The organism is Spirochaetia bacterium 38H-sp (genome assembly GCA_039023545.1).
Lineage (GTDB): Bacteria > Spirochaetota > Spirochaetia > Winmispirales > Winmispiraceae > Rarispira > Rarispira pelagica.
In genome coordinates this window covers 48,499-69,006 of sequence record JBCHKQ010000001.1, presented here as the reverse complement: position 1 = coordinate 69,006, position 20,508 = coordinate 48,499, and the positions used below count along the sequence as shown (strand labels likewise).

Here is a 20,508-nt window from a genome sequence, read left to right as displayed (position 1 = left end):
GTGAAGTTTTATTTTTGTGTAAATTTTTGCACATGTTGAGAAAAAAATGTGGCATGTGTTGCACATGGTTTGTGAGGTGTATTTATTGTATATTATTTATCTTGTTATTATATAATGTGTTATATTGAGTATGGTTTGTTGGCACGCTCTTTGCAATGTTTATTCTAAACTTAATCCTTTGAGGAGGTTCTATGAAACGTATCTTAATTGCTCTGTTTCTGGTACTCCTTCTGGTTCCTATGGCTATGTTTGCCAATGGTCAGAAGGATGACGGACGTATTGTAATCGGTGTTTCTTTTTCCGATTATGCTACGGAGCGCTGGCCCAATGAAGCTGCACTTTTTACCAAGCTTGGTCAGGAAAAGGGTGTTCAGGTTATAACTCAGGTTGCCAACCAGGATCCCAAGCTTCAGAACGACCAGATTGAAAACATGGTTCTTCAGGGTGCCGATGTAATCGTTGTTATCGCACAGGACGGTGATGCTGCTGCTACCGCAGCTGCTTCTGCTGCAGAAGCCGGAGTTCCGGTTATTGCTTATGACCGTCTTGTAAAGTCTGACAAGATTGCAGTTTATGTGTCTTTTGACAATGTTGAAGTTGGTAGGGCACAGGCAAGAGGAATACTCAAGGTAAAAGATAGTGGTAATTTTGTTCTTCTCGGTGGAAGCCCGACAGACAACAACGCCATACTCTTCCGTCAGGGACAGATGGAGGTTCTGCAGCCGCTTATCGACAAAGGCCAGATCAAAGTTGTTGCTGACCAGTGGGTAGAAAACTGGGATCCTGCTAATGCTCTCAAGCTTATGGAGAATATTCTTACAGCTACTAACAACAAGGTTGATGCTGTTGTTGCTTCTAACGATGGTACCGCTCTCGGTGCTCTCCAGGCTCTTAAAGCTCAGGGGCTTGCAGGCAAAGTACCTATTTCTGGACAGGATGCAACAGAGGCTGGATGTAAGTCTATTGTAGAAGGCGAGCTCACAATGACTGTGTTTAAGGATATCCGCAAGCTTACTCCGCTTGCTTTCCAGCTTGCTCTTGAACTTGCTCAGGGACAGGATATAAAAGCAAATCATTCTGAGATAAAAGATTATAAGCTTTCTGAACTTACTCTTGATGATTCTCTTAGCGGTTCTGTTCCTTGTTACTTCCTGCCTGTTGTAGAGGTTGATAAGACCAATGTTTACAATGAGGTTATAAAGACAGGTTTCCAGTCATATGATGCTGTTTATGCTGGAGTTCCTGAGGATAAGAGACCTCCCCGTCCGTAAGGACTTACAATGAGGGTGCCCTGTAAGGGCTCCCTCATCTTTTTGCAAAGGAGCTGCGAATGAGTAGTAGTGATTATGTACTTCAAATCGAGCATGTGACCAAGGATTTTCCCGGTGTGCGGGCTCTGTCAGATGTTTCTTTTGCAGTAAGAAAGGGTACTGTGCATGGTCTGTGCGGAGAAAATGGTGCAGGTAAATCAACTCTGATGAAGATTTTGTCGGGTGTTTATCCTCACGGAACATACGAGGGGAAAATCTATCTGGAGGGGGAGGAGATTGCTTTTGAGCAGGGAGCCATAAGGCAGGCTATAGAAAAAGGTATTGCTATTGTTTATCAGGAGCTAGCTCTTATTCCTCATCTTACGGTGGGCGAAAATATTTTTCTAGGAAGAGAGCCTCTTACTCCTGCTGGTACAATTGATTGGGATAAGCTCTATGCAAGAACAAAGGAGCTTCTTGATGAGTTTGGGCTGGATATCCACTTTGCTGCCAAGGTTGGTAATCTGAGTGTGGGTAAACAACAGATGGTGGAGATAGCAAAGGCGCTATCCGAAGATGCCAGAGTCCTCATTCTTGATGAGCCTACGTCTGCTCTCAGTGAGGCTGAGGTTGATACTTTGCTTAATATTTTGGAGAAACTTAGAAGCAGAGGTGTTACAACAATATTTATTACGCACAGGTTAAATGAGTTTTTCCGTATCACGGATGAGATAACAGTTCTCCGTGATGGAAAGGTTATAAAAACTGTTCCTACGGATAAAACCAATACGGAAGAACTTATAGCTCTTATGGTTGGCCGCGAGATGAAGGAGCGTTTCCCAGAGAGAAATGTTATATGCGGTGATGAGATAATGCGGGTAGAAAACTGGACCGTAGAGGATCCGGAAAAACCCGGTAGAAGTATTATAGAAGATGTTTCTTTTTCTGTAAGAAAAGGTGAGGTCTTTGGTATTGCCGGACTTATGGGTTCCGGGCGGACCGAGCTTGTAATGTCTATTTTTGGTGAATATGGTAATGTTGTAGGTGGAAAAATCTTTCTTGACGGCGAGGAACTTTTTATAAAGCGTGCAAGAGATGCTATGAACTATGGCATAAGTCTTGTGCCGGAAGAGAGAAAAACACAGGGCCTTATTCTTCAGCAGACTATACTTAAGAATATAGCCCTTCCCAATATGGATTTGTTCTCCGGTTTTGGTTATGTGGATAAGCTCAAAGAGCTTCAGATGTGTGAGGAATATTCCAGGAGGCTTACAGTAAAGACACATTCTTTACATGTTCCTGTTAACACGTTAAGCGGAGGAAATCAGCAGAAGGTCGTTATTTCCAAGTGGCTGATGAAGGAGCCCAAGGTTCTTATATTGGATGATCCTACAAGGGGAATAGATGTTGGAGCAAAGTATGAGATATATAAGCTCATAAATAACCTTGTGGAGAATGGTGTTTCTGTTATCCTCATTTCTTCTGAGTTGGAAGAGGTTATGGGTATGAGTGACAGGATTATGGTTATGTGTGAGGGGCATGCAACAGGAATTCTTGAGCGGAATGAGTTTGATCAGGAAAGAATAATGTCCCTTGCTACAAAACTTTTTCAATAATTGCGGAGGATTTTATGCAGGATGTTAAAAGCTATAGAGACAGCTGGAGCAGCATTAGGAAGCTCGTAAGGGCAAATGTTAAAACCTATACCATGATTATTGCTCTTTTGCTTATATGGGCTCTTTTTGCAGTACTTACAGGTGGTATATTCTTTTCTCCCAGAAATATGTCTAACCTCTTTCGTCAGATGAGTATTATTTCTTTTCTGGCAACAGGTATGGTTCTTGTTATTGTTCTGGGTAATATAGATTTGTCGGTTGGTTCTGTTACGGGTTTTATAAGTGCTGTTGTTGCGCTTATGCAGGCAAGGGTATTCCCCAATTTGCTGCCTTCTCTTTTCCCGGCTATGTCGGCGGATACTATGGGTATTATTTCTACTGTTCTTACAATTATTGTTGGGCTTGCGGTAGGACTCCTCATAGGGTTATTTCAGGGGTCTATTATTTCCTATCTTGGTGTTCCGGCTTTTATTGTTACATTGGGTGGAATGCTTATCTTTAGAGGTGGTATTCTTGGGGTTACCAATGGTAAGACCATCGTTCCAGTAGAAGATTCTCTCGTGTATATTGCTCAAGGATATCTTTCTTCTGCTACGGGGGTAATACTTGCTGCAATCATCATAGGTCTGATTTTTCTCTTTACTTTTGAGTCAAGAAGGAGAAAAGAGAAATATGGTTTTGAGCTTCCTTCTTTGTCAACAGATCTTTTAAAGGCGGGTTTTTTCTCTGCTATTGTTCTGGCTTATATTGTTTATATGAACTTGTATAAAGGGCTACAGCTGCCGGTTCTTCTACTTGCTGTTGTTGCACTTATTGTTACGTATATTGCCAATAATACTCGTTTTGGACGTTATGTATATGCTGTCGGCGGCAACAGAGAGGCTACCAGATTGTCGGGTATAAATATAAAGCTGACTGTTTTTAAGGTGCATGTGCTTATGGGGTTATTGTCCGCTGTTGCTGGTATTGTTCTTACGGGTTATGTTGCAGCTGGTACTGTTAATGCTGGTGTTAACTATGAGCTTGATACTATTGCTTCTTGTGTTATAGGTGGTACTAGTCTTATGGGTGGTGAGGGTACCATATTCGGTGCTATTGTTGGTTCTCTTATCATGGCAAGTATCATAAATGGTATGAGTGTTATGAATATGCCTATTTTCTGGCAGTATATTGTAAGAGGTGTTGTGCTTATCGCTGCTGTATATCTCGATGTTGCTTCCAAAAAGCGTAAGGATTGATTTTTTGATATAAACTCCCTCCTATACCTCCTTGTTTTTGGCTGTCTGCGTTGCAGACAGCTTTTTTCTTTAAAAAGGACTGGACGCTCTTTGGAGCGGACAGCCCGTTCGGTTTTTTTTATTTTACTGGATTGTAGTGCTGCTTTCTGGTAAAATGAATTAGGTGGCTAGGAGGGTTTATGTTGGATCTGTTTTTTGCTCTTGTTACTTATTTTTCTCTTCCCGAAAGGGGGGTAGAGTGGGTTTTTGTTTCTCCTTCTTCTGTTTATGAGTGTTTTTTGGATAGGGATAGGGTTGTGTTTGAGCTTATGGGGGCTTCTTCTGATTCTGGTTCTCATGGTGGAGATGTTTCCGATAGTTCTGTTCCAGTTAGGGTTGTTGTAGAGCCTCTTTCTTCTCGTGCCAATGTTCTTGTTGTGTCCTATAGTGATAAGGATGTTGCTGTGGATTTGTATTCTGTTTTGGAGTTGTTTCCGTCAGAAAGGGGCGGTAGTGTTGTGGATTTTTCCTATAATGAACAGTCTGCCAGTGTGTTTTTTGACGGAGATGTGTTGATTCTGTCTTCCGATAATGGAGTGTTTTCTGCTAGATTTGCTGACTAAGTCTTTGTTTTATTGTTTTTTATTGACTTGACCTTTGTTTTCCTGATGCATATAGTAACTTTATGAAAAAGAAAAGATTGGTTACTTCTGCTTTGCCTTATGTTAATAATGTTCCGCATCTGGGGAATCTTATCCAGGTTCTATCAGCGGATGTTTTTGCGCGCTATTGTCGTAGTGCGGGCTATGAGACTCTTTATATTTGTGGTACTGATGAATATGGTACTGCTACCGAGACAAGGGCTCTTGAGGAGGGGGTAAGTCCAAGAGAGCTTTGTGATAAGTTTCATGCGATTCATACCGAGGTGTATAAGTGGTTTGAGATTGCTTTTGATAAGTGGGGAAGGACGTCTACTCCAGAACATACGCAAATTACTCAGGATATTTTTCTCAAGTTGGATAAGGCAGGTTATATCAAAGAAAAAACTATAACTCAGCTTTATTCCGAGAAATCAGAGATGTTTCTTGCGGACAGATATGTTCATGGGACATGCCCTTATTGTTCTTATGAGGATGCAAGAGGAGATCAGTGTGAGAATTGTGGTAAGCTCCTTGATCCTACTGAGCTTATCAATCCCAGAAGTGCGATAGATGGCTCTACGCCTGTTCTCAAGGAGACCAGACATCTTTATATAGACCTTCCGGCTCTTCTTCCCAAGCTTAAAGAGTGGATCAAGAAGGCTTCTGTTGAAGGGAGATGGGCTACTAATGCTGTTAAGATGACAGAGAGCTGGATACGGGATGGACTGCATGAGCGTTGTATTACTAGGGATCTTAAATGGGGCGTTCCCGTACCCAAGAAGGGATTTGAGGGTAAGGTGTTTTATGTATGGTTTGATGCCCCAATAGGTTATATATCAATAACAGCTACTTTAACGGATAGGTGGAAAGACTGGTGGAAAAATCCAGATGAGGTGGAGCTTTATCAGTTTATCGGAAAGGACAATATTCCTTTTCATACTGTAATTTTCCCTTCTTCGCTTCTTGGTACGGGTGAGAATTGGACGATGCTTAAGACTATGTCTTCTACAGAATATCTTAACTACGAGAGTGGTAAATTTTCCAAGAGTAGGGGTATCGGTGTTTTTGGTACTGATGCTATGGATACCGGTATTCCTGCAGATGTGTGGCGTTTTTATCTTTTTTATAATCGTCCTGAGTCTTCTGACTATATGTTTACATGGAAGGATTTTCAGGAGAAGGTAAACAGCGAGTTGATTGGTAATTTTTCCAATCTCGTAAATAGGACTTTGTCCTTTGTATCCAGATTTTATGATGGCAAGGTTCCTGATGCTCCAGTTGATGAGTCTTTCTGGGAAGAGGTAAGGAGTCAGGAGGCTGTCATAACGGATAAGCTGGAGTGGGCTAATCTTAGGGATGCTATGCGTGGTATCTTTGCCTTGGCAGATATGGGAAATAAGGCTTTTCAGGCAGGTGAACCTTGGAAGACAAGAAAGACAGAGCCAGAAAAAGCTGCAAGGCTTATAAAGAATCTTGTTTATCTTGTAAGGGATCTTGCTGTTCTAATAGAGCCCTATCTTCCTGCCACTGCAAAACGTATTATGGGCTTCCTAGGAGTGTCTGCTACGTGGGCTGATCTTGGTATATGTAACGGTATAGAAAAGATATCTCAGCCGGAGATTCTCTTTGCAAGGCTGGAAGATGAGCTGATATCTAAACTCAGAGATAGATTTTCCGGCTCTCAATCCGAGAGAGAGGAGAAAACAGTGGAAGAGCGTGAAGATATAAAAGAACTTCCTTTGGATGAAAAATTCAGACAAAAAGTAAGGCTTGTTGTTGCAAAAATAACGGAAATAAAAAGACATCCCAATGCGGAAAAGCTATATATAGAGAAAATAGATTTTGGAGGAGAGGAGTCTCAGATTGTTTCCGGTCTTGTTCCCTATTATACAGAAGAAGAACTTCTAGGGCATAATGTTATTGTTGTAAAGAATCTACAGCCTGCAAAGCTTAGAGGAGAGAAGAGCAATGGAATGCTGCTTGCGGCAGAGGAAGGCGATACTGTAGAGGTGATATTTGCCGATGATGTGTCGCCTGGGACTCTTATTGTTGTAGAAGGGGACGATCCTTCTTCTTATACAGATGCCGGACGTCTAACAATTGATGAGTTTTTTGATATCCCGTTAAAGGTAGAAGACGGTGCCGTAACCGTGGGAGGCAGGAGACTTGTTGCAGGACAGACTGTTCTTTCTACTGTCAAGGTAAAGAACGGGAGCGTTGGTTAAACGTGGACTGGAAAAAAACAGATCTTGCAGAGCTAGAGTCTCCCAACCTGCTCCAAAGCGGGTTCTGGGGGGCTTTTAAAGCATGCTTTGGCTGGGATGCTCTTGCTATGCAGTCCTCCCATGGCAGCTCTGTCCTTGTCTTATATCGCAGACTTGCAGGCGGCTCTTATCTTGCTTATATACCACATCCTTTTTATAAAGCTAGCCCAGATTACAGGCTTATCTGTGACCTGTCTTCTGCCTGTGAAGCCTTATCTCCTTATAATATTATATTTACCCGGATTGACATCGGTTGGGAAAAACATCCAGATTCTACTTCCCCGGCAGGTTTTATAAAGTCTCCTGTGGATATACAACCTCCCGATACAGTTATTCTTGATTTGAACTATTCTGAAGAAGAACTACTTTCTGCAATGCATAAGAAGACTAGATATAACATAAGACTTGCAAAGAAAAAGGGAGTAAGGATAGCTGTTTTGCCTTACGAGCAGTATTTTGATGCATGGTATGAGCTTTATCTAGAGACTGCAAAAAGAGATAAGATAAGTATCCATAGCAAAGAATATTACAAAAAATTGTTTTGGCTTGCAGAAAACTGGGAAGGTCTTACCCCGAGCTTGTTCCTCCTTGGAGCCTTTTATGGCAATAAACTTCTTGCAGGTAACATAGTCTCTTTTTATGGAGACACTGCGACATATCTGTATGGAGCAAGCTCCAATGAGCACAGAAACATTATGCCCACGTATTTATTACAGTGGGAAACAATAAAGATGGCAAGAGAAGCAGGGTTAAAACACTATGACCTATATGGCATCCCGCCTGCACCAGACCCGTCACACCCTATGTATGGTCTGTATCGCTTTAAGACCGGTTTTGGAGGAAAAACAGTAAAGCGCGCGGGCTGTTGGGATATCCCTTTAAATAAAGCAGCATACTCATTTTACCGTCTTGCAGAGAACATAAGACAGACTTATCATAAACGCATAAAAAAAATGTTTAGGAGGTAGACCCTTCTCCAATGAAAAAGACTCTTTTTATACTTCTCGCTCTTTTTTTTACTTTAAGGGCAGAAGCAATAACCCTGTCTTTAAAAATATTCCCAACCGACTATGTACTTTTACTGGACGAGAAACCTTTATCCCCCTACAAAACCTTAGAAAATATACGTTACTATGATTTACCCTATGGCAAATATGAGCTAATACTCAGGGCACCTGGGTATTACGACAAGCGTATCAATATAAAACTCATAAAACCTACATATATAGAAGATAAATTATACCGAACGGCGTCCCGCCTTTCTCTGATAGGAGAATACCCCACTGGAAGCCAACCCAAAAGCGTTAGCTTTTCTCCCGACGGACACTATCTATATGTTGCTCTTCTTGATGACAATGGTGTGGATATATTTAACGGACAGGATTTCTCCTATATAAAGAGAGCAGAAGTGCCAAAGCAGTTTGCTTTAGAGAAAGGCTTTGTAGAATCTGCTATTGTAAACGGACTTCTGTGGATATCTCAAATGACAACAGGTAGGATACACATCTTTGACCTCTACGGAAACTACCTCTACACCTCAGACAGGACGGGAGTCTGGCCCAAGGTGATATGTCCAGACAGAAAAGGCAAAATAATATATATCTCCAATTGGGAATCAAGAGATATTGCGGTTATGGATGCCCTTACAGGCAGGCTGATATCCAGCATAAAAGTCTCAGGAATACCAAGAGGGATGTCCATAAGCCAGGATAACAAATATCTGTATGTATGCAACTATGAGAAAGGACTTATAGAAAAAATAGATACAGAAAAAAAGGAAGTCATAAAAACTATAGACAATGGATTTGGAGCAAGAAGACACATCGTTATGGACAGATATGGAGAATTTGCTTACATATCCGACATGTACAAAGGAACAATAGCCAAGCTGGAACTGAAGACGGATAAAATTTTGCTAGAAAAATACATAGGCCCTAAGCTCAATACCATAGATATATCCTCCGACGGGAAATTCCTATTTGTATCTTCCAGAGGCCATAACAATCCGGAAACCTATCTAAAAAAAGGACCTGATTTTGGCAGAGTATATGTCTTGGATACTTCTGACCTTAGCATTGTGGATTGGGTATGGGGAAGAAACCAACCTACAGGGCTTGCCATATCTCCGGATGACAAGTTCCTTGTGTTTTCAGATTTTTTGGATGGCAACATAGAGGTCTATGACATAAGCAGATTATGGAATGATTTATCAGACTGATTTTTCTAGTATAAGCTTTCTAAAAGTATCGCCTCTGTCAAACTCATGCTTAAACATTTCAAAAGATGCCGCCCCCGGAGAAAACAAAAGCACATCACCTATTTTTGCCTGACTGATAGCTGCTTCTATTGCATCTTCCAGACTCATAAAAGGACCTTTGAATTGTATACCCTGTTTTATAAGAATAGGAACCAACCTGTTTGTTGCACTGCCGCTTATAAGATAGATATTATTTCCCCTGTCCTTTAGTCTGATATAGGGAGACAAATCCAAGTTTTTATCAGTACCACCGGTTATAAGATGAACAGTCTCAGAGAAAGAAGAAACCGCAGCAACAACAGCATCTGGTATTGTAGCAGCAGAATCATTGTAGCATCTTACACCGTTTATATTTCCTATATATTCCAGCCTGTGGGGGATACCGGAAAAATCCTTTGCTCTTTCTTCTATTGTTTTTCTATCAATACCATAAAGATAAGCCATTGCAGCTGCACACGCTATGTTTATGCGATTATGCTTGCCAGGAATCTTTAGCTCTCCTGAGAAAAGTTCTCTCTCCTTACCCTCGTATCTTAGTATTGCAGAAGATTTTTTAAAGAATAATCCGTCTTTATTCTTTTCTGGTTCTGAGTCCATATAGAATGCAATGGTTCTTGCTCTTGTTCTTTTTGCACACCATGGCCCCCAAGGATCTTCTGCGGGATACAAAAATATATTGTCTTCTGACTGCTCCAGGCAGATATTGAGCTTGTCTTCCACATATTCCTGCATGGAAAGATAACTATTTTGATGGTCTGGATAAATATTGGTCAGCAAAGATATTCTTGGATTGAGAAGCCCCTTACCCTGCAGGTCACCCAGCTGCCATGAAGAAAGCTCAAGTACAACAGGTTCCCAACCTTTTAAGTCTTTTAAAAAATTGAGAGGAGAATGTGTGATGTTACCACCAAGTCTGGCATCCGGAAATGATGCAGAGAGTATATGATGTAGAGCGGATACTGTTGTGGATTTTCCTTTGCTCCCTGTTACAGCAAGTACAGGAGATGATGAAAAGCGCAAAAACAACGATATGTCTGTTTCTACACATTTTGCCAGCTTAAGGAAAGGAGAGCTCTTGGGAACACCTGGATTTTTTATGACAATGTCAGCCTTTTTAAAATCTTCTTCCCTATGTGTTCCCAGAATAAATTCTATATTGGAAAGTCCTTTTAACTTATCAAGAGATGGTTGAAGAGTCTTCTCATCCCGTAGATCTGTTATACTTACATGAGCCCCTGCTTCCACACAGAATCGGGCTGCAGCAACACCACCACCATGCAGCCCTAGTCCCATTATGAGCACCTTCTTTCCTCTAAGATTGCCGATTGATTTCAACTCTGTACTCCCGCATGTTATTTTCGTTTAAATAACGTTTTATACTTATTTTTTCCCACGGCACAATAATTTTTTCAGGAATATTGTTTTTTATTTTTCTATAAACCGGTATATCAGTAGAAAACTCCGCTTTTTTAAGCGTAGCAAGTATATCATCGATGTATGGTTCCAGAATATCCTGTATATACGATAATAGCATAAGATACTGTTTTCTGCCACTATTATTTAACACAGGAGGGAACATACATATTGTTCTGTATTTACATGACAGTGGATAATACGGATAGTTCCTTGCCCCTTCTGGAAAAATCAGGGAAGAAAAAAATCTGGTTATATCCCTATCCAGCCATATGCCCTGGATAAAATATCCTCTGCCTGTTTCTCCTATCCATGTGTCAGGAATGACCTGTCTTATTAAAAAAACTTTCTTGCCATTATCTTTTTCTTCTATTTCATCTACCGGAATTATATCAGCTTCTATGATTATTTTTTTTGTACTGTAAGCGGAGCTTATATCATTGGTTCCTCTTTTTGTAATCTTATGGTCATGGGGATGAAAGGACAAATCCAATCTCAGTAGGTATAGATATATTTTATTGTTTAGCCTGTATAGTTTAAAAAAAGCAGGTCTCATGGGACTTGATGGGTCAAAAAAATGGGTAAGTCCTCCAAGAACAGCTGGTTTTTCAGTATGCAGGACATAGATCAGCTTTCTGAGAGCTTCTATGTATTCTTTAGACGGTTTTTTTTCTCTTATGTCATGATGTATTGGAAACTGAGGAATCTCTATCTCGTTATCCAGCATTATAAAGGCATCTTCATTCTGATTAAAATATATTGGATAACTTTCTTCTTTTTCTGCTGTACTTATAATGGAGTTTATCTTACTGTCGCTATAATCGAAAAAAATAGGATGCCTATTTACTGTCATTGTAATTTACTATATAAGAGCTCGTTATAAAATTCAACTTTTGTATGATATGTCTATGCTATTATTATTGAAGCAGCCGCTTTTTTGAAGTATCCTGTTATTGGAGGTCCTTATGAAGAAAATAGTTGTTTTCTTTTTTCTTTTTATTTACGGTTTATCCTTTAGCTTTTCCGATAATGCCTTTGGAGTTATTCTTTATGCCGAAGGAAAGGAATTCTCCATCTATCGCGAAGGAAACTTTAGGACCTTCAATATTTCACGGGATGTTGTAGTTGGAATTCCAGTTTATCCGGGCGATTTGGTGCAAACTTCATCTGGCACTATGGTTGAGATACAGGTGATTCCTGGAGATACTATGATAAAAGTAGCAGATAATACTACCTGTGAGTTCACAGACTTTTTCCCCGGTGGAGGGCTTTCTGCAAAAATAGCTTATGGCAGACTGAGAGTAAAAGCAGAGAATATCTCGTCTTCCTCAGAGATACAGATTACTGGCCGGACTTTTGTACTTATAAGTTCTGGAGGAGATATTGGTTATGATTTTGTTGCTGCAAAGACAGGGGATAGGATTACTACTTCAAGAGCCTATGTTATCTCCGGATCTGCAATGGTCTCACCTGTTGATTCTTCTGAGACAGTAGAACTTTCATCTTCCTCTATGTTTGAGATTTACGAGATAGCATCTAACACAGCAAATCCCGGAATATCTACAGAAAGCAAAAAACTTGATATATCGGAGGAGCTTATCTCCTTTTGGCAGCGTAAGGGTTTTGTAACTTCTGCTCTCAGCCTTGACCTTGTGCAAAAACTTTATCCGGATTTGTGGCAGGGAAACCTTGCTCTTGTCCCCAGGGGAACAGCAAAAGAGGGGCTTGTAGAAAAAGAAGGTGATGTGGCAAAACAGTCTGTTGAGCTATATCTTTCATCCCAAGATGCTCCGATACTCACGGCAGAGGAGCTACTAGGCGCGGACAGAGTATCTGTTGCAAAACAACAGAGAGCATGGGGTGGCTTTTTATTTGTAACCGGACTTTTTGAGGTGGGTGTGGGGGTTGTTGCCGGATTTGGTAAAGATATTGCAGGTCCGGTATGGCCCTACGATAATAGGATGGACACAGCCATCCCCCTCTTTGCCACTGGTGGGATAAGCATTATAACGGGCATAATATCCTATGCTGCAAGCTTTTCTGTTTCTCAGTGAGCCCTGTTTTTCTATAAGTGGATGACTTATTTCCTGAGGTCATATTTTACTGACTTATCTTCTGCCAGCATCTTTTTTGCCTCATCAAAACTTATGAGTTTTTCTGCTGTCGGTTTATGTGAGTTTATGACCCATCTGTTATCGTGTTTTTCCAGTACGAGTTTTTCTGTTATTTTCTTAGTGATCTGCTCAGGTTCTACTAGTTCTTCTTGTGGAATATCTATGGTCCAGAATACATAATCGGCTTGTATTACAGCAGTATCATTTCCTTTTCTTATGGTTTTTGTCTTAAGATTGGAGATACCAAAGATATACGACCCATTTTCCATCTCTGGCATATTATAAGCCTTCCATACATTAGGAGAGAGAATAGGAGTGTGTTTTTCTACAGCCGTTCTTACACGGCTTGTCACGTACATATTGGTAATCATGATATAAGCGGGGTCTTTTTTGCTGGCAAGGCAGTCTCCCATTGTTTCCAGATCCATTTTATCCAGACTCTCGTAATACAGAGTAACAACCTCTTCAGGTTCCATGCCTATAGTAATAGGCGGTCTCGTGGCAGCTCTAATCATGGGAGTCAGGATAGCTACAAGAAATATAAGCACCACCACAGAAACAGCAACAGTGAGACCGTATTTTGCAACGCTGCGGCTGAGTTTGTATCTTCGTTCTGCAAACTTCTCAACCACTTTGGGAGACTCTGTTATCTCTATATCCTCGCATAGATTCTCCGGAAAGGGCGGGGGAGAGACAAACATTCCGGGAAGCTTGAGAGCTCTTTCCATCCATACTACAAAAGCCCTGGAAGAATCGGAAGAAGCGCTTAGCCCTATGAGATAACCCCTCTCCCGAGCAAAAAGCCTCTCTTGTCTTGTGTTGCCGGGGAATGGCAGTCTGCCCGTAATAGCCTGATAGCACATATAGGCCAATGCAAAACTCCAGCTTGTGCTATCTATATCATCCAGCCAATCCGGTTCTTGATGGATTCTTTCTGCATGGCTCTCAAGTACAGCGCTCAAAGCCTGTCCCATAAACACAACCCCGTCCTCTGTAAAAAAAACAGCATCCGGATTTGCCTTTCCCGGGTCAATGCCCTGCTCTGTAAGTGCAACAAGCGCGGATGCCAGACTGGTAAGATGAGACAATCGCATGTTACCCGGCATTGCTGCAAGCTCTCTTAGCGTAAAGCGCGGCACGTCTTCGGGAAAAAGCATCATTAGCTCCCCCTCGAGCTTTCTGAGAGCAATACAGTCGAAGGGGTGTACAGCTCCGTCAATCACCCGCCATGCCTTCTTGTCGCACATAGCAAACTGCCTAGCCAGTGCTGCAGTGTTCTCATGTATCCCTGTAGGTACGGCAAGCCGTTTCTTCCCGTCAATCTCAACAAGCCTAAGCACAGTACTCATAACTCCCCCGTAGAAAAATATCAAAAAAAATATAATAAAAAAATATCGTAGTACAAATACCCGTAAGACAATCTTATTCTAACAGCAAAGCTCAAGGCCGTACAGTACAAAACAAAAAGTACCGAACGCACCGGATTCATCCGGTGCTGCCTTTGGCAAAGGCTTTTCTTGTTTTAGGTATCTTACTGCTTGTCCTTATGTTTGCCTCTGGCAGGAGGAAACGCGTCTTCCCTGCCAGATTTACCTTATAGACGCGTTTCCGACGTTCGGTATAAATTGGATGTTTTGAAGTCTTGTCGTACTTTTGTTTTTTCTTTTTTGCTGTTATTATTGGCTTATGAAGTTGTATGAGTTGGATGCTTTTTTTAAGAAAAATCTCCCCATAGAAGGGATGAGGGCTCTTGATAATTCTCTCAATGGTCTTCAGGTAGGGGATTTTGAGCAGGATGTTAAAAAGATTGCTTATGCCGTGGATGCATCTTTGACGTCTTTTGAGCTTGCAAAGGAGAAAGGTGCAGATCTTTTGTTTTGCCATCATGGGATTTTCTGGGGAAGGCAGGAGGCTGTTGTTGGTACTCTCTACGACAGGATAAGTTTTCTTACCAATAACAGGCTTGCGCTCTATGCTGTGCATTTGCCGTTGGATATGGATTTGACTTTGGGAAACAATGCAGGTATAGCACGTGCCATAGGTCTCAAGGATATCAGACCTTTTGATATGCTGGACAGCAGATACCATGTTGGAGTGCAGGGAGAGCTTGCTGAGGAAATTAGCCTGCAGGAGCTCGTTGCTATTTTCCCTGGCCAAGGTGAGCGCTATATGCTGTGGCCCTTTGGTAAAAAGACTGTAAAAAAGGTGGCTATAATCTCCGGAGGAGGAGGTGCTTCTTTGCTTGAGGCTGCAAGAGAAGGAACTGACCTGTTTATAACAGGGGAGATTCTTCACCAGCATTATCATATGGCACTTGAAGAAAAAATCAATGTTCTTGCCGCAGGGCACTATTTTACGGAGACCTTTGGTGTCCGTGCTGTCATGGAGCACACAGAGAAAGAACTGGGCATCCCCGGTGTGTTTCTTGAGATTCCTACAGGCTTATAAGGAGAAGAAATGAAAGACAGAATAAAAACGCTGCTTCCGTTTTCCCTTACTCTGGTCGTCTTTGCCATCGACCAGATTGTAAAATCGCTTGTTGTAAGGACCATACCCTATCATAAAGTAGGTTTTTCTATAGGCGGAGACTTGATAAGAATCATACATACAGGCAACAAGAATGGTGCCTTTAGTATAGGCTGGCATTTGCCCGATATTGTAAACATTATTATTTTTTGGGTATTATCGACCGTTTTCCTTACGGTTCTTATTATCTATCTCATAAAGAGACCAAATGATTTTACCATTTACCAGCGCTGGCTTATTGCCGGCATTATAGGTGGCGGTCTTGGCAACCAGTTTGACAGATTTTTTCGTCCCAATGGTGTTGTAGACTTCATAGATGTCAAGTTTTTTGGCATTCTGGGACTTGAAAGATGGCCTACCTTTAACATAGCTGATGCCAGTGTTGTCATCTGTGTCGGACTGCTTATAATCAGCCTTTTTCTGAGTGATAAAAAAAAGGAGTCCATCAATGAATAAAAAACTCAATACGCTTTTATTTATACTGGCAGCAACTATTGTTAACGTTGCTATTCTTCTAGGAGTATGTATTCTTCTTTTTATAGTCTATGGCAGGTTTATTGCGCCTCAGGTTTCTCCAGAAGTAAACAGCTATGCAGTACTTGTGATTCTTATGATTGGCTTTGTGCTTACTTTCTTTATCTATAACATGGCAATCAATATTCTTGGGCAAAAAATAGATATGGATAAATACTTTAGCCCGCTATTTTTTAAAAACAGAAAAAAATAGTACTATTTTTAATTATACCGAACGGCCTCAGGCAAAAGCCCGAGGCCATTTTATCAATATCCGTCCGATAGTGAGCGGTTTACATCTTTTTTATAGAGCTCTGCATAGACAAAGCCACGGGTCTTAAGCCTGTCCTTAACCTCCTGCGGAAATGGAAGATATCGCCAGAATATAGCTCTTGCATCGCGAGAAAGCTTCTGGGTCCCTTCGCTTTCTTTGTTGATCCAGAGTATATAGTCTTCTATAAACTGCTCTTTTACGTCGCCTTTCATCTTGTTTTCTGTAAAATATTGATAGTACCAGCCTGTAAGCCCCTCTTCCATCCAGTAATGCTGTGCCTTTTCCTTTGCTACCTGCCATCTTAGGTCAGCGACTGCCGATATTACCGCAGTTTTTATATCTCTGGGATACATGGGAATTGCGATTCTTCCCTTGCTTGTGCCTCTATTGTATTTTTCAAAAGGTTCCCAGCAGATTCCCCGCTCTCCGTATGATGGCAAAAGTATTATGTGAGGTACTATCCTGTGCATCTGTTGTTTGTAAGAGCGCATAAATACACCTGGGTCAAGGTATTCTATATCTGCAAGGGTTTTTATTACTATCTCGCGTATGGCTATATCTTCTAGCCTTGTTCTTATGTATTGTTTCATAGCAAGAGGGAAGTGGTTTCCCTGTCTTCCTACACAGAGCTTTGCCATCTGTCTTACCGCATTTACTTCCTGTCTTACTACATCGTCATCAACCCCGTTTTCTTCTTCTATGTCTGTTTCTATTTTTTCTAGGTGCTGGATAATTTTTCTATAGTCCACATATTCTCTTGCAAGTTCTTTGTTGGATGTTGATATTCTTCTTAGAAGATTGAGCACCTCTGTATATGCTGTTTTTTGTACTTCCGAGAAGGGCATTATTGCACCTGATATTTCATCCGACTTGTCATGGGTAAGCATGATTCTTAGCTGCTCTTTTAAGGCCTCTTCCAGGCTTGATAGCTCAAGGGCTTTGCTTGTTACCACCATCTTTTGAGCTTCCAGCTTTCCTGCAAGTTCGCCTGCTATGTTTTTCTTTTTATCAGCACCTTTTTTTCTTGCGGTTACTGTCTCGTCCTGTGCGGATGGTGTTATTCTTCCTGCAGCTATGTTAAAGAGCCATTCGTCCACATAGTATATGGATTCTCCGTAACGGTTATCCATTATTATTTTTGAGAACATGTCTCTCTGTTCTGCAGAAATCAGGCTTGGAAGGAGAATGCCAAAGCGTAAGAATATCTTTTTTGCAAGGGGGAAGTCTTTTTTCTTTACCTTGGTGGATATGGATGTTATTACTTCCCATGTTGCTGTTATTATTCTGTTACGGTATATGGAACGTTCCTGCGGATCTTCTGCCTTGAGGAATGCTGCGAGATTTTTGTGCAGTCTTGAGGCAGCTTCACCTTCTCCTGACAGGATTTTCTGATAAAATTGAGGATCTTTGAAAAATGGTTTTGCGTCCTCTGATATTTCCGCAGGTATCGTAAATGTCTGCTTTATGAGATCTTCTTTTTTATCGGTTTCTTCCTCAAAGAGATCGGAAAAATCCGGGCCTGCGGCTGGTGAGTCCTCGAATAGTGTGGGGTCAAAATCAGAAATCATTTTTTTCCTCAAAAAAAATGGAGGTGACGGGACTCGAACCCGTGACCTCTTGAATGCCATTCAAGCGCTCTAGCCACCTGAGCTACACCCCCATTTATAAGCATAGAGTAGAGGCATTTTTATGCTTTGTCAATATAGCTTTTTGTTCCCTGTTTTTTATGCCTAAGGTAGGCTGAATGCAGATTGCTGCAGTCACCTGTTCGGTATTTTTTTTATCCTTTTAAAATTGACTAAAGATTGATATTTTATTAAAATATTTTTGTGTTTGCTATTGATAAAAAAAAGGCAGGTGAGATTTTTGAAGAGCTTGTGGATAAGGCTCTCAAGGGAGAGGATGTTGTCATAACGGATGATAAGCTTCCTCTTGTGCGTTTTGTGCCTGTCCAGGTTACTGCTTCTGACAGAAATCTGGGTGGGGCGGATGGTCTTATCGTGTATATGGCTGATGATTTTAATGAGCCTGTCAGAGATTTGTTTAAAGAGTATATACCATGAATATTTTGTTGGATACGCAGGCTTTTCTTTGGGCTGTTGCAGATAGTTCCAAGCTGACGGAGCGTGCCCGGGAGGTTTTTTATAATCCGCAGAATTCTCTTTATTTTTCTGCTGCCAGCTACTGGGAGATTTGTATCAAGATGTCGCTGGGAAAGCTCAGACTGCAGAAGGGTTGGAAAAAGGTTATAGATAAGGAAATGAGTATCAACTCTATAAAATGGCTCAAGTTAAAAAAAGAGCATATGGTAAGGTTGCTTTATCTTCCCTGGCTGCATGATGATCCTTTTGATAGGATGCTTGTGGCGCAGGCCCAGATGGAAAAGTGTGCTATTCTTACACCGGATTCTCAGATTGCTCAGTACGATGTACAGACTATTTGGTAATTTTTTATTTTACTCTTTTCTTTTTTGTAATATCCGATAAAAATACTAATAAAATTATAGGAGGATGTATGAAGCGTTTTTTTGCTGCATTGCTTGTAGTATTATCTGTTTTCTCTTTGTTTGCACAGGATGATGTGATAAATATAAAGGATGCTTATGGCAGGACTGTGTCGGTAAAGGCGTATCCAGAGCGGGTTGTTTCTCTTGCTCCGAGTATTACTGAGATCGTTTTTGCTCTTGGTAAGGGTAAATCTCTTGTTGGTAGAACGGATTATTGTGATTATCCTTCTGAGGTTAAAGGTATAGAGTCTGTGGGTTCTCTTATGCAACCCAATCTTGAGAAGATTGCTGCACTTAGGCCGGATGTGGTTATAGCTGCTTCCCATGTAACCAAGGAGGCAGTGACCAAGCTGGAGGAGCTAGGGATTCCTGTTGCTGTTCTGGATTATCCTCAGAGTTTTGAGGGGACTTACGAGGCTATTATAGAGGTTGGTAAGCTTCTTGGTGCACAGCAGCAGGCTGATATGATTATAGATGATATAGAGCAGGATATTCTTGATGTTATGAGTGCCATTGGCGATAGTAATAGACCCAGGGTCTATTATGTTGTGAGTTATGGTCAGTATGGAGATTATACTGCAGGCAAGGGTACTTTTATAGATACTCTTATCAATATGGCTGGTGGGGTAAATGTAGCATCAGATGTGGAGGGTTGGCAGTACAGTGCGGAGAAACTTTTGGAGAAGGATCCGGATATCATAATTGTTTCTAAGTACTGGGATACTAAGAAGGGCTTTATGAGTACTGCTCCGTATAATCAGCTTACTGCTGTCAAGAAGGGCAATGTCATAGAGATAGATAATAATCTTGTTGATAGGCAGGGACCACGAATAGGCAAAGGGCTTAAAGAGCTTGCAAAGGCTATCCATCCGGAGGCTTTTGAATAAGGTGAAAAGCCGTTTCTTTCTCATTACAGGTGTTTTGCTGTTTTTAAGCCTGTTTTTAATTGTATTTTCTTCTGCTATGGGGGCTTCTGATATAGAAGCTCCTGTGGTTTTTAATGCTCTTATCAGATTGATTTCTTCTGGTATTCCTGAGCCGTATCAGATAAGCGAGCCTTCTGCAAGGATTCTCTTCTTTCTGCGTTTCCCCAGGGTACTGCTTTCTTTTCTTGTGGGTATGGTGCTTGGAGGTGCTGGGGTTGTATATCAGGGTGTTTTTAGGAATCCTATGGCGGATCCGTATGTTCTGGGGATATCCAGCGGAGCTTCTCTGGGTGCTGCTGTTGCTATATTTGTTCTGCCCGGAGATTGGATTCCTTTTTCTCTTATGGGCTTTGCTTTTTTGGGAGGTGTGTGTGTCTTGCTTGTTGTTTATGGGCTTGCGGGTTCTTCTAGAAGAAGCAATACCAACTCTCTTCTTCTTACTGGCATAGCTGTTGCCATGCTTGTCAATGCATTCTTATCCCTGCTGCTTACCTTTTCTCGAGATAGGGTTGGGGATGTGTTTTTCTGGATGATGGGCAGTTTTGTTACATCAAGCTGGGATAAAGTCATCTGGATATTGCCTGTTGTTATTATTATGTTTTTTTTATTAATCTTATGGTCAAGAGAGCTTGATATTCTGTCTTTGGGAGATGAGGTTGCACTCAGTCTCGGACTTGATGCGGACAAACAGCGCTTTCTTATGCTTGCTGTTGTCTCTGTTGCTGTTTCTGCTGCTGTTGCTTTGTCCGGGCCCATAGGTTTTATAGGTTTGATTGTCCCACATATTGTGAGACGGATTTTTGGTCCTTCTCATAAGAAACTTGTTGTTTTCTCAATACTTACAGGAGGTATTTCTCTCCTTATTTGTGACACAGTAGCCCGTTCTATTTTCCCTCCTGTTGAGTTTCCTGTAGGTGTGATAAGCTCTCTTTTGGGAGCTCCTTTTTTTCTTTATTTGTTAAAAAGAGGAAGAGCCTCTGTTTTGTAGGTG

General features: G+C 41.3%; 19 protein-coding genes and 1 tRNA gene. 15 read left to right on the top strand and 5 right to left on the bottom strand.

Annotated elements, in window-relative coordinates; translation table 11 throughout:
• The first annotated feature begins 191 nt into the window (after positions 1 to 191).
• The 7 genes from WKV44_00315 (at position 192) to WKV44_00285 (ending at position 9,206) form a co-directional block, all read left to right on the top strand.
• Positions 192 to 1,271, top strand: coding sequence for a substrate-binding domain-containing protein (locus WKV44_00315; GenBank protein ID MEM5946980.1), 1,080 nt, complete (start codon positions 192 to 194; stop codon positions 1,269 to 1,271).
• Between the two features lie 59 nt (positions 1,272 to 1,330).
• Positions 1,331 to 2,866, top strand: coding sequence for an ATP-binding cassette domain-containing protein (locus tag WKV44_00310; protein MEM5946979.1), 1,536 nt, complete (start codon positions 1,331 to 1,333; stop codon positions 2,864 to 2,866).
• A gap of 14 nt (positions 2,867 to 2,880) precedes the next feature.
• Positions 2,881 to 4,104, top strand: coding sequence for a sugar ABC transporter permease (locus WKV44_00305; protein ID MEM5946978.1), 1,224 nt, complete (start codon positions 2,881 to 2,883; stop codon positions 4,102 to 4,104).
• A gap of 179 nt (positions 4,105 to 4,283) precedes the next feature.
• A complete protein-coding gene (locus WKV44_00300) occupies positions 4,284 to 4,706 on the top strand; it encodes a hypothetical protein (protein MEM5946977.1) in 423 nt (140 codons plus the stop codon).
• A 62-nt stretch (positions 4,707 to 4,768) separates the two neighbouring features.
• A complete protein-coding gene (metG, locus tag WKV44_00295) occupies positions 4,769 to 6,949 on the top strand; it encodes a methionine--tRNA ligase (protein ID MEM5946976.1) in 2,181 nt (726 codons plus the stop codon).
• Between the two features lie 2 nt (positions 6,950 to 6,951).
• Positions 6,952 to 7,956, top strand: a complete 1,005-nt coding sequence (locus WKV44_00290; GenBank protein ID MEM5946975.1) for a peptidoglycan bridge formation glycyltransferase FemA/FemB family protein — start codon at positions 6,952 to 6,954, stop codon at positions 7,954 to 7,956.
• A gap of 11 nt (positions 7,957 to 7,967) precedes the next feature.
• A complete protein-coding gene (locus WKV44_00285) occupies positions 7,968 to 9,206 on the top strand; it encodes a beta-propeller fold lactonase family protein (protein ID MEM5946974.1) in 1,239 nt (412 codons plus the stop codon).
• Here WKV44_00285 and murD read toward each other — a convergent pair.
• Positions 9,198 to 10,580: a UDP-N-acetylmuramoyl-L-alanine--D-glutamate ligase gene (murD, locus tag WKV44_00280; GenBank protein MEM5946973.1), complete on the bottom strand. Its 1,383-nt coding sequence runs from the start codon at positions 10,578 to 10,580 to the stop codon at positions 9,198 to 9,200. The genes WKV44_00285 and murD overlap by 9 nt on opposite strands.
• Positions 10,558 to 11,511, bottom strand: coding sequence for a hypothetical protein (locus WKV44_00275; protein MEM5946972.1), 954 nt, complete (start codon positions 11,509 to 11,511; stop codon positions 10,558 to 10,560). The genes murD and WKV44_00275 overlap by 23 nt, the downstream gene beginning before the upstream one ends.
• Positions 11,512 to 11,623: 112 nt before the next feature.
• On the opposite strand from WKV44_00275, the gene WKV44_00270 reads away from it, so the two are divergent.
• The gene (locus WKV44_00270; protein ID MEM5946971.1) at positions 11,624 to 12,712 is read left to right on the top strand and encodes a hypothetical protein; all 1,089 of its coding nucleotides are present in this window, start codon (positions 11,624 to 11,626) and stop codon (positions 12,710 to 12,712) included.
• Between the two features lie 26 nt (positions 12,713 to 12,738).
• Here the strand turns inward: WKV44_00270 and WKV44_00265 are convergent, their stop codons facing one another.
• The gene (locus WKV44_00265; GenBank protein MEM5946970.1) at positions 12,739 to 14,121 is read right to left on the bottom strand and encodes a hypothetical protein; all 1,383 of its coding nucleotides are present in this window, start codon (positions 14,119 to 14,121) and stop codon (positions 12,739 to 12,741) included.
• 337 nt (positions 14,122 to 14,458) lie between these two features.
• Between WKV44_00265 and WKV44_00260 the strand changes: the two genes are divergently transcribed.
• The 3 genes from WKV44_00260 to WKV44_00250 are packed head-to-tail and all read left to right on the top strand — an operon-like array spanning position 14,459 to position 16,025.
• Complete coding sequence (locus tag WKV44_00260; GenBank protein MEM5946969.1) at positions 14,459 to 15,220, top strand: Nif3-like dinuclear metal center hexameric protein; 762 nt, start codon at positions 14,459 to 14,461, stop codon at positions 15,218 to 15,220.
• Between the two features lie 9 nt (positions 15,221 to 15,229).
• The gene (gene lspA, locus WKV44_00255; protein MEM5946968.1) at positions 15,230 to 15,754 is read left to right on the top strand and encodes a signal peptidase II; all 525 of its coding nucleotides are present in this window, start codon (positions 15,230 to 15,232) and stop codon (positions 15,752 to 15,754) included.
• A complete protein-coding gene (locus WKV44_00250; GenBank protein ID MEM5946967.1) occupies positions 15,747 to 16,025 on the top strand; it encodes a hypothetical protein in 279 nt (92 codons plus the stop codon). The genes lspA and WKV44_00250 overlap by 8 nt, the downstream gene beginning before the upstream one ends.
• 53 nt (positions 16,026 to 16,078) lie before the next feature.
• Here WKV44_00250 and WKV44_00245 read toward each other — a convergent pair whose 3' ends face one another.
• On the bottom strand, positions 16,079 to 17,653 hold the full coding sequence (locus tag WKV44_00245; GenBank protein MEM5946966.1) for a hypothetical protein: 1,575 nt from the start codon (positions 17,651 to 17,653) through the stop codon (positions 16,079 to 16,081).
• Positions 17,654 to 17,671: 18 nt separating this feature from the next.
• A tRNA-Ala gene (locus WKV44_00240) sits at positions 17,672 to 17,745 on the bottom strand.
• Between the two features lie 169 nt (positions 17,746 to 17,914).
• Here WKV44_00240 and WKV44_00235 point away from each other — a divergent pair.
• The 4 genes from WKV44_00235 (at position 17,915) to WKV44_00220 (ending at position 20,505) form a co-directional block, all read left to right on the top strand.
• On the top strand, positions 17,915 to 18,148 hold the full coding sequence (locus WKV44_00235) for a hypothetical protein (protein MEM5946965.1): 234 nt from the start codon (positions 17,915 to 17,917) through the stop codon (positions 18,146 to 18,148).
• Positions 18,145 to 18,531, top strand: a complete 387-nt coding sequence (locus WKV44_00230) for a type II toxin-antitoxin system VapC family toxin (GenBank protein MEM5946964.1) — start codon at positions 18,145 to 18,147, stop codon at positions 18,529 to 18,531. The genes WKV44_00235 and WKV44_00230 overlap by 4 nt, the downstream gene beginning before the upstream one ends.
• Before the next feature lie 68 nt (positions 18,532 to 18,599).
• Positions 18,600 to 19,478 (top strand): ABC transporter substrate-binding protein, encoded by an 879-nt coding sequence (locus WKV44_00225; GenBank protein ID MEM5946963.1) that lies wholly within the window; start codon positions 18,600 to 18,602, stop codon positions 19,476 to 19,478.
• Position 19,479: 1 nt separating this feature from the next.
• A complete protein-coding gene (locus WKV44_00220) occupies positions 19,480 to 20,505 on the top strand; it encodes an iron ABC transporter permease (GenBank protein ID MEM5946962.1) in 1,026 nt (341 codons plus the stop codon).
• The last annotated feature ends 3 nt before the right edge of the window (positions 20,506 to 20,508 follow it).

Coding starts and splice junctions, on each gene's coding strand:
- lspA (MEM5946968.1), top strand. CDS start 15,230: ATGAAAGACAGAATAAAAACGCTGCTTCCGTTTTCCCTTACTCTGGTC.
- WKV44_00310 (MEM5946979.1), top strand. CDS start 1,331: ATGAGTAGTAGTGATTATGTACTTCAAATCGAGCATGTGACCAAGGAT.
- WKV44_00305 (MEM5946978.1), top strand. CDS start 2,881: ATGCAGGATGTTAAAAGCTATAGAGACAGCTGGAGCAGCATTAGGAAG.
- WKV44_00265 (MEM5946970.1), bottom strand. CDS start 14,121: ATGAGTACTGTGCTTAGGCTTGTTGAGATTGACGGGAAGAAACGGCTT.
- WKV44_00270 (MEM5946971.1), top strand. CDS start 11,624: ATGAAGAAAATAGTTGTTTTCTTTTTTCTTTTTATTTACGGTTTATCC.
- WKV44_00260 (MEM5946969.1), top strand. CDS start 14,459: ATGAAGTTGTATGAGTTGGATGCTTTTTTTAAGAAAAATCTCCCCATA.
- WKV44_00230 (MEM5946964.1), top strand. CDS start 18,145: ATGAATATTTTGTTGGATACGCAGGCTTTTCTTTGGGCTGTTGCAGAT.
- WKV44_00250 (MEM5946967.1), top strand. CDS start 15,747: ATGAATAAAAAACTCAATACGCTTTTATTTATACTGGCAGCAACTATT.
- WKV44_00245 (MEM5946966.1), bottom strand. CDS start 17,653: ATGATTTCTGATTTTGACCCCACACTATTCGAGGACTCACCAGCCGCA.
- WKV44_00300 (MEM5946977.1), top strand. CDS start 4,284: ATGTTGGATCTGTTTTTTGCTCTTGTTACTTATTTTTCTCTTCCCGAA.
- metG (MEM5946976.1), top strand. CDS start 4,769: ATGAAAAAGAAAAGATTGGTTACTTCTGCTTTGCCTTATGTTAATAAT.
- WKV44_00315 (MEM5946980.1), top strand. CDS start 192: ATGAAACGTATCTTAATTGCTCTGTTTCTGGTACTCCTTCTGGTTCCT.
- WKV44_00225 (MEM5946963.1), top strand. CDS start 18,600: ATGAAGCGTTTTTTTGCTGCATTGCTTGTAGTATTATCTGTTTTCTCT.
- WKV44_00275 (MEM5946972.1), bottom strand. CDS start 11,511: ATGACAGTAAATAGGCATCCTATTTTTTTCGATTATAGCGACAGTAAG.
- WKV44_00285 (MEM5946974.1), top strand. CDS start 7,968: ATGAAAAAGACTCTTTTTATACTTCTCGCTCTTTTTTTTACTTTAAGG.